This is a genomic window from Kitasatospora sp. NPDC032150 (assembly GCF_055579945.1).
In genome coordinates, this window is the sequence record NZ_JBVIMH010000001.1 from 91414 (window position 1) to 103639 (window position 12226).

Annotated in this window: 9 protein-coding genes and 1 other RNA gene; 8 read left to right on the forward strand and 2 right to left on the reverse strand. The window is 71.7% G+C overall.

Annotated elements, in window-relative coordinates:
* Window positions 1-39 precede the first annotated feature (39 nt).
* Window positions 40-1191: a bifunctional RNase H/acid phosphatase gene (locus ACZ5ON_RS00400; RefSeq protein WP_465582420.1), complete on the forward strand. Its 1152-nt coding sequence runs from the start codon at window positions 40-42 to the stop codon at window positions 1189-1191.
* Between the two features lie 275 nt (window positions 1192-1466).
* Here the strand turns inward: ACZ5ON_RS00400 and yaaA are convergent, their stop codons facing one another.
* Both yaaA and ACZ5ON_RS00410 read right to left on the reverse strand, forming a co-directional pair.
* Complete coding sequence (gene yaaA / locus ACZ5ON_RS00405; protein ID WP_465582423.1) at window positions 1467-2267, reverse strand: peroxide stress protein YaaA; 801 nt, start codon at window positions 2265-2267, stop codon at window positions 1467-1469.
* A 44-nt stretch (window positions 2268-2311) separates the two neighbouring features.
* A complete protein-coding gene (locus ACZ5ON_RS00410; protein ID WP_465582426.1) occupies window positions 2312-2860 on the reverse strand; it encodes a DUF3995 domain-containing protein in 549 nt (182 codons plus the stop codon).
* 101 nt (window positions 2861-2961) lie between these two features.
* Between ACZ5ON_RS00410 and ACZ5ON_RS00415 the strand changes: the two genes are divergently transcribed.
* The 7 genes from ACZ5ON_RS00415 to ACZ5ON_RS00445 all read left to right on the forward strand — a co-directional run bounded on the left by ACZ5ON_RS00415 (window position 2962) and on the right by ACZ5ON_RS00445 (window position 12110).
* Window positions 2962-4407, forward strand: a complete 1446-nt coding sequence (locus ACZ5ON_RS00415; RefSeq protein WP_465582429.1) for an RNB domain-containing ribonuclease — start codon at window positions 2962-2964, stop codon at window positions 4405-4407.
* 142 nt (window positions 4408-4549) lie between these two features.
* Complete coding sequence (locus ACZ5ON_RS00420) at window positions 4550-6019, forward strand: MFS transporter (protein WP_465582432.1); 1470 nt, start codon at window positions 4550-4552, stop codon at window positions 6017-6019.
* Window positions 6020-6094: 75 nt separating this feature from the next.
* Window positions 6095-6496, forward strand: an RNA gene (rnpB, locus tag ACZ5ON_RS00425) — RNase P RNA component class A.
* A 1436-nt stretch (window positions 6497-7932) separates the two neighbouring features.
* A complete protein-coding gene (locus tag ACZ5ON_RS00430; protein ID WP_465582435.1) occupies window positions 7933-8277 on the forward strand; it encodes a hypothetical protein in 345 nt (114 codons plus the stop codon).
* A 23-nt stretch (window positions 8278-8300) separates the two neighbouring features.
* Window positions 8301-9296: a 2,3-diaminopropionate biosynthesis protein SbnA gene (gene sbnA / locus ACZ5ON_RS00435; protein WP_465582438.1), complete on the forward strand. Its 996-nt coding sequence runs from the start codon at window positions 8301-8303 to the stop codon at window positions 9294-9296.
* Between the two features lie 313 nt (window positions 9297-9609).
* Window positions 9610-10791, forward strand: coding sequence for a LuxE/PaaK family acyltransferase (locus ACZ5ON_RS00440; protein ID WP_465582441.1), 1182 nt, complete (start codon window positions 9610-9612; stop codon window positions 10789-10791).
* Entirely contained in the window at window positions 10788-12110 is a 1323-nt protein-coding gene (locus ACZ5ON_RS00445; RefSeq protein ID WP_465582444.1) for an acyl-CoA reductase, read from the forward strand. The genes ACZ5ON_RS00440 and ACZ5ON_RS00445 overlap by 4 nt, the downstream gene beginning before the upstream one ends.
* The last annotated feature ends 116 nt before the right edge of the window (window positions 12111-12226 follow it).

Consider the following 12226-nt stretch of genomic DNA (forward strand, 5'->3'; position numbering starts at 1 on the left):
CGGCCGGTGGCCGGCCGGGCGATGGAGGGTGAGCGGTCGATGGCAGGGCGAAGGTTCGTCGTCGAGGCGGACGGCGGCTCCCGGGGCAATCCGGGGCCGGCCGGCTACGGCGCGGTGGTCCGGGACGGCGACACCGGCCAGATCGTCGCGGAGGCTGCCGAGTTCATCGGGCACGCCACCAACAACGTTGCCGAGTACAAAGGCCTGATCGCCGGCCTGCGCGCGGCGCACGAGCTGGACCCGGACGCCGCGATCGACGTGCGGATGGACTCCAAGCTGGTGGTCGAGCAGATGTCGGGCCGCTGGAAGATCAAGCACCCCGACATGCAGCCCCTCGCCGCCGAGGCGCGCACCGTCTACCCGCGCTCCCAGGTCAGCTACACCTGGATCCCGCGCGAGAAGAACAAGGACGCGGACCGGCTGGCCAACGAGGCGATGGACGCGGGCAAGGCCGGACGGCAGTGGGAGTCCAAGGCCAGGACACATCCGGCACCCGCCGCCCTCCCGGTGGAGGAGCTCCCGGCGCCCACGGCACCCAAGGCGGGCTGGGCACTCCCGGCCGACCTCGGCACCCCCACCACCTTCGTGCTGCTCCGGCACGGGGAGACCGCGCTGACCCCGGAGAAGCGATTCTCCGGGAGCGGCGGCGGGGATCCGGAGCTCTCCGACCGGGGCCAGTGGCAGGCGGCCCGGGTCGCCGAGGCGCTCGCCGCGCGCGGCACCGTCCAGGCCGTGGTCAGCTCGCCGATGCGGCGCGCCCGACAGACCGCCGAGGCGGTGGCCACCCGCCTGGGCCTGGAGGTCAGGATCGAGGAGGGCCTGCGGGAACTCGACTTCGGTGATTGGGAGGGCCTCACCTTCGCCGAGGTGCAGGAACGCTACCCGGACGACCTCGCGGCCTGGCTCGGCTCGGCCAAGGCCAAGCCGACCGGCAGCAACGAGAGCTTCGCCTCCCTCTCCCACCGGGTCGGCGTCGCCCGCGACAAGCTGATCGCCCGCTTCCCGGGCAAGACCGTCCTGACCGTCTCGCACGTCAGCCCGATCAAGACCCTGGTCCGGCTAGCGCTCGGCGCGCCGCCGGACTCGATGTACCGGATGGAGCTGTCGGCGGCCTCGCTGTGCGCGGTCCAGTACTACTCCGACGGGAATGCCTCGTTGCGGTTGCTCAACGACACGAGCCATTTGCGCTGACCGGATCGCGGGTGACGGACGACGGATGACGTATGGCAGCTAGCAGATGACGGGTTTCAGATTCTGTCAGCCGATAGTCGTTGTCCGTCACTGGTCAGTCGGCAATCGTCTCCTGTCACCGGTCAGCCGGTATCCGTCGTCTGTTAGCGGCTGACCCTCGTCCGTCGATGGTCGTCCGTCGATGGTCGCCTGTCGGCGGTTGTCCGCCAGCGGTCGATCGCCGACGGTCATCCGTCATCCGTCATCCGTCGTCCGCCATTCGCCGCCCGAGCCGCTCAGTGCACGTCCGTCACCACGACATCCAGCTGCCACGCCTTGCGTGCCGACCCCTCGGTCGAGACCTCCACCCGGTACCCGAGTCCGAGCAGGGCCTCGATCAGCTCGCCCGGCGAGCCCGGCTCGACTCCCGCATTCAGCAGGTTCCCGACAAGCCGCCCCTTGGTGGCCTTGTTGAAGTGGCTCACCACCGAGCGCTTCAGTACGCCGTCCACCTCGCGCTCCTGCAGCACCCGCACGGTGACCGTCCGCGCGACCAGCTCCCCGGCCGGCTTCCATGCCGCCGCGTACGCCGAACTGCGCAGGTCCAGTACCAGCCCGTCCCCGGCGGCGGCCGGGAGCTCCGAGGCCATCTCGCGCCGCCAGTACGCCCCGAGTGCGCCCAGCGGCGGCAGCTTCACGCCCATCGAACAGCGGTACGGCGGGATCCGGTCACCGATCCGGACCGCGCCCCACAGCCCGGAGAAGACCAGCAGCGAACGCTCCGCCCGCCGGTACGCGGCCTCGTCCAGCTTCGCCAGTCCGAGCGCGTCGAACAGCACGCCCGTGTACACCTCGCCCGCCGGGAGCGCACCCGCCGTCCGCAGGCCGGCGTTGCGGGCCACCTCGCCGCGCAGGCCCTTGCTCAGCCCGAGCACCGCCTGCGCCGTGTCCTCATCGGCCGAGCAGAGTTCGACCAGGGCGTTCAGCACCCGCTCGCGCGCCGCCGACAGTCCGGGCAGCGAGAGTCCGTCCAGTGCCAGTGGCACCCCGTCCCCGGAAGCGGCCTTGCCCTCCGACGGCGGCAACAGGACCAGCACAGCGGACTCCTTCAACACTCCGTTGGCAGCGAACCCTGCCAACCTTACGCACCCCGTGCGGCGACCAGCGCCGCGCCAGCTCCCAGGGCCAGGCAGAGCGGGGAGTAGTAGCGCCGGTCCAGCCGGACGAACCGCTCGCTGCGGACGATCCGCCGGCCCGACTCCGCCGTGCCGAAGAGCAGCAGCCCTCCGACGCCGCGCGCCAGAAGTGCCGCTGCGACCGTCCCCGTCCCCGCCGTCCGCAGTGGACGGGGCCCGGCCGAGGGCAGTACTCCCGCGCGAGCACCCACCAGGTACGAGGCCGCGCCCAGCGCGACCGCCACCTCCGCGCACATCGCCGGCGTCGGCAGCCGGTCCACCCCGACACCGACCACGGCGTCGGCGAACTCCGCCGGGCTGCCCAGCGGCCACGGCGTCCGCATCCACACCGCGTGCAGCGCCCCGACCGCGCCGAGCGCCCCGGCCACCACGGCGCCGGTGGTCCGTACCGCCCCCGCGCCGGTGGTCCGTACCGCCCCCGCCGCCGAGCCTGCCGCCGTCCTCGCCGCCGCTCCGGCTGCTGCCCCTGCGGCGGTACCTGTCGTCGCACCCATGTTCACGCCCAACCCCCGTTCCGCCGAACCTCGTTCGCCACGCCCACCCTACGGCCCAGCACAACGGGCCACTTCACCCGCACCCGCCGTACGCTGCGACCATGCCGCGCCCACAACTCACGGTCAGAGCAACCGACTCCGCCCGGATCACCATCGAGCTCGCCGAGTTGCGGGCCGCGATGCAGCTGTCCGCGGACTGGCCCGACGAGGTCCTCGCCGAGGCCGGACGGTCCTGTGCCGTACCCCGGTTGCCCGAGTTCGACGCGACCGACCTCGACCTGTTCACCCTTGACCCGCCAGGCTCCCGCGATCTGGACCAGGCCGTGCACCTGGCGCGGCGCGGTTGCGGCTACCGGGTGCACCATGCGATCGCCGACGTCGCCGCCTTCGTCGGTCCGGGTGGCGCCGTCGACACCGAGGCCCACCGCCGGGTCCGGACCCGCTACCTGCCGGACACCCGGATCCCGCTGCACCCGCCCCTCGTCTCCGAGGCCGCCGGCCTCCACCCCGGCGAACTGCGCCCGGCCCTGCTGTGGCAGGTCGACCTGGACTCCGACGGTGCCGTGCTGCTCGCCGACCTGCGCCGGGCCACGGTCCGCTCCCGTCGCCGCCTCGACCCCGAGACCGTCCAGCGCGAGCTCGACCGCGGCACCGCGGCGCCGCAGATCGAACTCCTCGCCGAGATCGGCCGACTGCGCGAGGCCCGGGAGCAGGCGCGCGGCGGCGTCAGCCTGCCCGTCCCGGAACAGCGGATCGAACCGGTCGACGGCGGCTACCGGCTCGAGTACCGCGCTCCGCGCCCCGTCGACGGCTGGAAGGCCCAACTCACCCTGCTCACCGGTACGGCCGCTGCCGAGCTCATGCTGGACGCCGGCATCGGCCTGCTCCGCACCCTCCCCGGCGCGCCGCGGTCCGCGTACGCCAGGCTGCGCCGGGTCGCCCGCGCCCTGGACGTGGACTGGCCCGACGGCACCGGCTACCCCGGGCTGATCCGCTCGCTCGACCCGGGCCGGGCCACCGGTGCCGCCTTCCTCAAGGCGTGCGCCGGGCTGCTGCGCGGTGCCGGGTACCACGCCTTCGACACCGCTCGAGGCGTCCCGCCCCCGGCGGACCCGGACCACGCGGCCCTCGCCGCCCCATACGCGCACTGCACCGCGCCGCTGCGCCGCCTCGCCGACCGCTACACGCTGGAGGCCTGCCTGGCCCTCGCCGACGGCGCCGACGTCCCCGGCTGGGTTCAGGAGGCGCTGCCGCGGGTAGCCACGCTGATGGCGAGCGGTGACCGGCGGGCCCACGAGGTGGAGCGGGCCTTCACGGACCTGGTCGAGGCCGAGCTGCTGCGCGGACGTGAGGGCGAGGACTTCGAGGCCGTGGTGATCGAGGTCGACGAACGCCGACCGGTCGACGGCACGGTGCAGCTCCGGGAACCGGCCGTGGCCGCCCGGTGCGAGGGCGACTCGGCGCCCCTCACGCTCGGCGAACGCCTCCGGGTCCGGCTGACCAAGGCCGACCCGGCCACCCGTACGGTCCGCTTCGCCCCCGCATGAGCCTCCGCCGAGCGGGCGTTCGCTCCGGAGCGGGCAGCCGTCCTGCGTCCGCCCCCTCGCCGTCCGCCCCCTCGCCGTCCGTCCCCTCCCACTGCCTCCGACCCGTTCTCCACCGTCTCCGACCCGTTGGGATGATCAACAGGTGAGCGCACCAACCGTCACGCCGACCCCGACCACCCGCGGACACCGACTGTTCGTGCTCGCGATCTGCTGCTTCAGCCTGTTCATCGTCGGCCTGGACAACACGGTCGTGAACATCGCGCTGCCGTCGATCCAGCACGACCTGGGTTCGGCGGCCTCGGGACTCCAGTGGATCATCGACGCCTACACCCTGGTGCTCGCCGCACTGCTGATCCTCTCCGGATCGGTCGCGGACCGGTTCGGGCGGCGCCGGGTGTTCCTGACCGGACTGGTCGTCTTCGTCCTCGGCTCGCTGCTGTGCAGCCTCGCGCCCGGGCTGGGCTGGCTGGTGGCCTTCCGGGCCCTGCAGGCGGTCGGCGGCTCCATGCTGAACCCCGTGGCGATGTCGATCATCACCAACACCTTCACCGACCGCCGGGAACGCGCCCAGGCGATCGGTGTCTGGGGCGGAGTGGTCGGCATCAGCATGGCGCTCGGCCCGCTGATCGGCGGGACCCTGGTGGAGGCGGCGGGCTGGCCGTCGATCTTCCTGATCAACGTACCGGTCGGACTGTTCGCCTGGGCCCTGACCTTCCGCTACGTCCCCGAGTCCAAGGCCCCGAGGCCCCGGAAGCTGGACCCGGTCGGGCAGGTCCTGATGGTGGTGCTGCTCGGGTCCGGTACCGCCGCGATCATCGAGGGCCCGGGCCACGGTTGGGCCTCGCCCCTGATCCTGACCCTCGCCACCGTCGCCTTCACCGCACTGCTGGTCCTGCCCTGGTGGGAGCTGCGGACCCCCGAGCCGCTGATCGACCTGCGCTTCTTCCGCAGCGTCCCGTTCACCGGCGCCACCGTCACCGCCGTCTGCGCCTTCGCCGCGCTCGGCGGCTTCCTCTTCCTGAACACCCTCTACCTGCAGAACGTCCGCCACTACGACCCCTTCGAGGCCGGGCTCTGGACCCTGCCGATGGCCGGGATGATGGGCGTCTTCGCGCCGCTCTCCGGACGGATCGTCGGACGGCACGGTCCGCGCGTCCCGCTGCTCGCCGCGGGCGCGGCGCTGGCCGCCAGCGGCGTCCTGCTCACCCGGATCGCCGACGACTCGCCGGCCTGGCTGCTGCTGGTCGCCTACGCGCTGTTCGGAATCGGCTTCGGCCTCGTCAATGCGCCGATCACCAACGCGGCGGTCTCCGGCATGCCGGTGTCCCAGGCGGGTGTCGCGGCCGCCATCGCCTCGACCAGCCGCCAGATCGGGCAGTCGCTGGGCGTGGCGGTGATCGGCACCGTGGTCGCCGCCACGGCCTCCCTCGGCCCCCGCGCGGGCAGCGGCTTCACCGAGGCCAGCCACACCGGCTGGTGGATCGTGGTGGGCCTGGGCGCGGCCATCCTGCTGCTCGGCGTACTGACAAGCACCGCCTGGGCCGCCCGTACCGCAGCCGGAGTGGCGGTACGCCTCGCCCCCGAACAGGGGCGGCAGGCGGTCGCCCACTGAGCGTCCGCCCGCCGCGGCCGGAGCGCGGGGTACGGAGGCCCGCCGCCGACCGGCTACGATGACCAGTACGGCGGACGAGCCGGCCGGGCGGTCGCGACGGGTCCTCAACGGACCCGCCGAGGAACGTCCGGGCTCCACAGAGCAGGGTGGTGGGTAACGCCCACCCGGGGTGACCCGCGGGACAGTGCCACAGAAAGCAGACCGCCTGCGGCTTCGGCCGCAGGTAAGGGTGAAACGGTGGTGTAAGAGACCACCAGCGACCGAGGTGACTCGGCCGGCTCGGTAAACCCCACTCGGAGCAAGGTCAAGATCGGTGCCCTCGGGCACCGTGCGCGGATGTTCGAGGGCTGCTCGCCCGAGTCCGCGGGTAGACCGCACGAGGCTGTCGGCAACGGCAGCCCTAGATGGATGGCCGCCTCCCCGGGCCGCGCAAGCAACCCGGGAGACAGAACCCGGCGTATAGGTCGCGCTCGTCCGTCGCCTAGCCGAGGGAAGCCCTCTGACCTGCATAGTCCCAGGTCGGGGGCCTTTTTCATGCTCGGTGGCCGAGGGGGCCGGGTGGGCCTGTCCGGGCCGCTTTCGGCCCGATTCCCGGTGTCGTGTGGCGATCGCGTGGCGACGAGAGAGCCCTGGGGGCAGTTGAGCGAGGGCTGTCGTGGGCCTCGCCCGGTAGGCGTCCAGCCAGAGAGGGCCACTGTAAGCGTGCGCGGACACGGAAGCAGTCGCGCACGTGAGACCTCCGATCCGACGGGCCGCCTCGGCGAAGGTGATCACCGAATAAGGTGGGGGCGCCATGACAACCGATTGGCCCGGGGCGCGCGAGCGGGTTCTGGCTCTGGCCACAGCGCCGGGCGGCGGCAAGGTGTTCGGGGTGATGGGACACGGCTTCGCAGCTGCCGGTACCGTCGCGCCGCACCGGGAAAACGCCGTAGCCGGGCCCGCCCCGCCGGCTCCGACGTGCTGGTCGTGACCGGCTCGGAGCGCGGCCGAGTGTGGCGCGACCCGCGCGGCGACGGTACGGATCTGCATCCGGTGCGCGACGCGGATGGCTCTCCGTTGGACTTCGCAGGCTGGTACCTCGGCTGGCTCGCCGCCGCCGAAGCCGTCTGCGGCCTGGACCGATAGGGGGAGCTGGACGCAATGGCCAGCCGTCGAGAAAGCTGCGCCGCACACCTAAGCGCCTCGGACGCCGGCGGCCCCGGGCGAGGCGAAGGTCTGGTGCTCCGCCTTGCCCGAGCAAGACGGACGGACGGAACTCCGCCTGCCGCTGGGGTGAGGAATCCCTCACGCGCCGGTAGCGGCCACCAGTCGCGCTCCGGCCAGTTGGAGCGCAGGTCGAGCGGCTGCCGGTCGACGGGAGAGGGAGAGATCAAGCATGAGCAAAGGCCTTCCGTGGCCCGGATCGGTGCTCAATGACGGCCCGACCCTCCTGTCTGCCAAAGGAGGTGATCATGAGTCCCGGTGTGACGGATGTGACCGGAGGTCAGCGAGCGACGGAACGTCCGCGACGGTGAGTTGATGGTCAACGGGAACCGGCTGCCTTGAGGTGGTGGTGTCAATTTCTGTAACGAAAGGGGAATTGGGGGTCGAATGAGGAATCCGCCAAGGCGATAGAGGATGCGACTGGCCGCGAAGGATTTGCGAATGTGATGCGGGTCACTTTAAGTCGTCGTTGCTGGGTTTGCCGCGATCAAGCTAGCGTGGCCATGGGGACGGGCGATTTCCCTGAGGTGCAGTGGTTTTGAGCCGTCCGTCCAGGAACCGGTTGACGCGGTCCGATGCTGCGGACAGGCTGTCGCCAGCGCGATGGATCCGGGATTCCTCGATGCGCCCTGGTTGTTTTGTTCATGATGTCGCAAGGAAATGCCAAGAATACCTGATCACTCTGTAGGACTGTGAAGGTTGGTGCGCCTGTGGCAGTTTTCGACAGTGCTCTGGATCGTGGAGCCAACGCTCCTTCTCCGTTATTGAGAGTCGCACAGAACGGGGTCGATCTGCTCGCCGACCCGGCCGGGGGCACGAGCGGAGTGCGAATCGGCACCAATGCGGCTGCTCAGCGCGGCTTCGGCCCCGCGGAGATGCGCAAGTGTGCCCGCCTGATCGATGCCGTACTCGGCGCGGTCCGGCCGGTCGACGACCGGAGTTGCGAACTGGAGCAGTTCACCCGGAAGGCGGTGGCGGCGGACGTCGCCACGCTCGCCTCGCAATTCCCGCTGCCGCGATATGCGTCGACCGACCGATGGCAAGCCGAGCGGTGAGCCGCCTGGACGACCGTCTGGACATGCTGAGCGTATCCCCGGGGCAGACTCCGGTGATCAAGCTGGCCGACGAGGAGCTCGAGCTCTACGCGAAGCTGGAATTCTGCAATCCCAATGGAAGTGCGAAGGACAGGTCCGCGTTCTGGATTCTCAAGCGGGCGATCGAGCGGGGAGAAATCACCGAGCGGACCACGGTGGTGGAGTCTTCATCCGGCAACTTCGCGCTCTCGATGGCCTCGTTGTGCCGATCGCTCGGCATCGACTTCCTGCCGGTGATCGACCCGAACTGCAACGCCTCGACCGAGGCGTATCTGCGCTCGCTGTGCCGGCGGGTGGAGAAGGTGGAGCACCCGGACGGCGCCAACGGCTTCCTGAACGCGAGGCTGGACCGGGTCGGTGAACTCCGCCGGCAGCTGGAGCCGGTGTACTGGCCGAATCAGTACACCAATCCGGACGCGGCGGCGGCGCACTACCGGCTCACCGGTGGTGAACTGGCCCGTACCTTCCGCTCGGTGGACTACCTCTTCGTCGGTGTCAGTACCGGCGGGACCATCGCCGGGCTCTCGCACCGGATGAAGGAGGTGTTCCCGGGCGTCACGGTAGTCGCGGTGGATGCCGTCGGTTCGGTGATCTTCGGTGGGCCGTCGGCACCACGGCGCATTCCCGGCCTGGGCTCGGGCATCGTCCCGCCGCTGGTGGGGCGGGCGCTGATCGACGAGGTCGTGATCGTGCCGGAGCGCCAAGCCGCCGCCGGCTGCCATGAGTTGCTCCACCGGTACGGGATCTTCGCGGGCGGTTCGACCGGCAGTGTGTACGCCGCGATCCGGAGCTACTTCGCCGATCGCGAGCCGGCCCGGCGCCGACCGGATGGTCGGCCCCCGACGGTGGTCTTCCTCTGCGCGGACCGCGGCACCGGGTACGCCGACACCGTCCACAACCCCGACTGGGTGGCGGCGAACCTCGCGGACGAGGGTCCCGTCCGGTTCCAAGCCCTTGATCTTCCCGCCTCCATCGGATGAGGTAGCGGCAGCGCGAGGAACGAACCGAGCGCGACGAGTCACCAGCGAATGCGGCGGTGGGGGAGGGGCGTTGGGCCGTGGCCGGATCGATGGGCGGCCGGGCGCCGCCTGGACCGGGCGTGATCACGGCCGCCGTGCAGCGGCTGCTCGAGGAGTGCTGCACAACGGCCAGGAGGTGCGGCTGAGGTTCGCCGACCTCTTCGTCCTCGGTGCCGGGGGCACCATCGCGCGTCGCGAAGACCTTCTTCTACGCGCCGACGGTCTGAGCCGCTCCCCGCACCGCCGTTCCGAGAAACGCAATGAGGCGCCGAGAATGACCCGAATACCCACCCAGGTGTCCGGCACGCGACTGAGCGTGCCGGATCCGCGGCGACTGCGCGGGCTGCAGCTGCTGTTCGACACCGCGGCGCCGTTCGCCGCCGGACCCGAGAGCGACGAGCTCTTCCTCGGTGCGCTGCGCGAGGTGAACACCTGGCACCTGGAGCACTCACCGTTCTACGCCTCGCTCTGGGTGGAGGCCGGCCGGCCGGACATCGGCTCGACGGCGGACCTGGACCGGCTGCCCTTCGTCCACGCCTCCTTCCTGAAGCGGAACGAGATCAGGTCGGTGCCCGAGGAGCAGATCTCCCTGCACCTCACCTCCTCGGGCACCAGCGGCCAGAAGTCCCAGGTCTTCCTGGACAAGTGGTCGGCGGACGTGATGCAGGAGATGGACTGCCGGGTGTTTGACCACTACGGCTGGGTGGACCGGTCCGAGGAGGTCAACTACCTGGTCTACGGCTACGAACCGCGTCCGGACTTCACCAACGGCGCCACTTTCGGCCTCGGTTACGTCAGCGAGCTCGCGCCGGCCAGGTCGCTCACCTTCGGCCTGCGGCACACCGGTACCGGGCACGAGTTCGACCCCTTCGGCTGCATCCTGGCGCTGCAGCGCTACGCCGAGGAGGGCATTCCGGTCCGGATCCTCGGCTACCCCGCCTTCCTGCACTTCACGCTGGAGCGGATGGCCCAACTGAACCACCCGCCGCTGAAGTTGTCGCCGCGTTCGCTGGTCTTCCTGGGCGGCGGCTGGAAGAGCAACGCCGACCGGCAGATCCCCAAGGGCGACCTCTACGCGGCGATCAGGGAGCAGCTCGGCGTGCCGGACCACCGGATCCGGGACGCCTACGGCTCGGTCGAGCACCCGCTGCCGTACTTCGAGTGCGAGCGGCACAACCTGCACGTCCCGACCTGGTCCCGGGTACTGGTGCGGTCGGTCGACACGCTCCGGGCGCTGCCGTACGGGGAGACCGGCTACCTGCAGTTCGTCTCGCCCTTCATCACGTCGATGCCGACGCACAGCATCGTGATGAACGACCTGGGCACGCTGCACGCCCCCGAGGGCTGCGGCTGCGGGCTCGGCACGGCGTACTTCACCGTCCACGGGCGCGCCGGGGTCTCCCGCAACCGCTCCTGTGCCATCGCCGCCGCGGAACTCCTGAAGGCAGGGTCATGACCGACGTGAAGCACCTGTGGCAGGGAGAGTGGATCGACGACGAGGAGGCCGGGCGGCGGCTCGCCGACCTGGACACCTTCGCCGCCGCCGCCCGGCAGCTGCCGCCCTGCACCGAGGCGGTGATCGAGGCGTGCGCGGCGCTCGCCGCCGGGCTCGCCGGACCCGCCAGCACCGTCCGCGACCTGCTGGCGGCGGAGCTCGGGCGGTCGGGCGCCTCGGAGCAGGAGGCGGCGGCCGTGCTCGGCGACCTGGCCGGGCTGCTGCGCCGCGACGCCCTGGAGCGCGTACTGACGGCCCAGCTGGGTACCACCAGGCCCGAGACGCCCGTCCCTGCCGGGAGCGCGGCGGCGGAGTACTGGGCGCCGGTCGGACTGGTGGCGCACGTGCTGCCCGGCAACGTCGCCACCGCGGGGCCCTGGAGCCTGGTCGAGGGCCTGCTCACCGGGAACCTGAACATGGCCAAGACCACCGGCGGCAGCCGGTTCGTCCAGCTCTTCGCCGAGGCGCTGGCCGGGTACGACCCCAGCGGGGCGGTCGCCGCGCTGACCATCGTGCTGAGCTTCACGTCCCGGAACCGGGACTGGCTGCGCAGGGTCTGCCGGGCCGCCGACTCGGTGGTGGTCTGGGGCACGGAGGAGGCGGTCGCGGGGGTCGCGGAACACGTCGGGCCGGGGCGGCGGCTGGTGGCCTGGGGGCCGAAGATCTCCTTCGCCTACCTCACCGAGGCCGCCTGGTCCGACCCGGGGATCCTTGCGGACCTCGCCCGCAGCGTCTGCCGGCACGACCAGCAGGCGTGCACCAGCCCGCAGGTGCTCTACCTGGACACCGAGGACGACGACCAGCTCTTCGCGGTGGCCGAGCGACTGGCCGAGGCGCTGGCCGAGGCGGCCGCGGGACTGCCGCATCCCACCCCCACCCTGCAGGAGCGGGCCGAGATAACCACCACGGTGACGGTCGCCCGGCTGGAGCAGCACCTAGGCCACGGCCGGGTGCTGGCCGACCCCGAGGGGCGGTGGCGGGTGCTCGCCGACCGGCGCTCCGAGCCGGCGGTGTCCCCGCTGTTCCGTACGGTCTGGGTGCGGCCCCTGCCGCGCAAGCGGATCCCCGCCGTACTGCGGCCGCTGCGCAGCTATCTGCAGACCGTCGGTCTGGCGGCGGCCCCGGGCGAGACGGGCGTACTCGCCGACGAGTTCGTCCGGGCCGGCGCCCTGCGGGTCACCGCGGTGGGGGCGATGAACGACTCGTACCCGGGGGAGCCGCACGACGGGCTGCTCGCCCTCCAGCAGCACAGCCGGCGGGTCTTGGTGCCACGGGTCTGACCGCCCGCCGCCCGGGCCTCCCACAGCTGCGCCCGACCGCCCGCCGCTCTGCGCACGGGCGGTCGGGAGCGAGCCGGGGGCGCGTTCCGGCACTCGGCCGACTGCAAGTCAAGTAC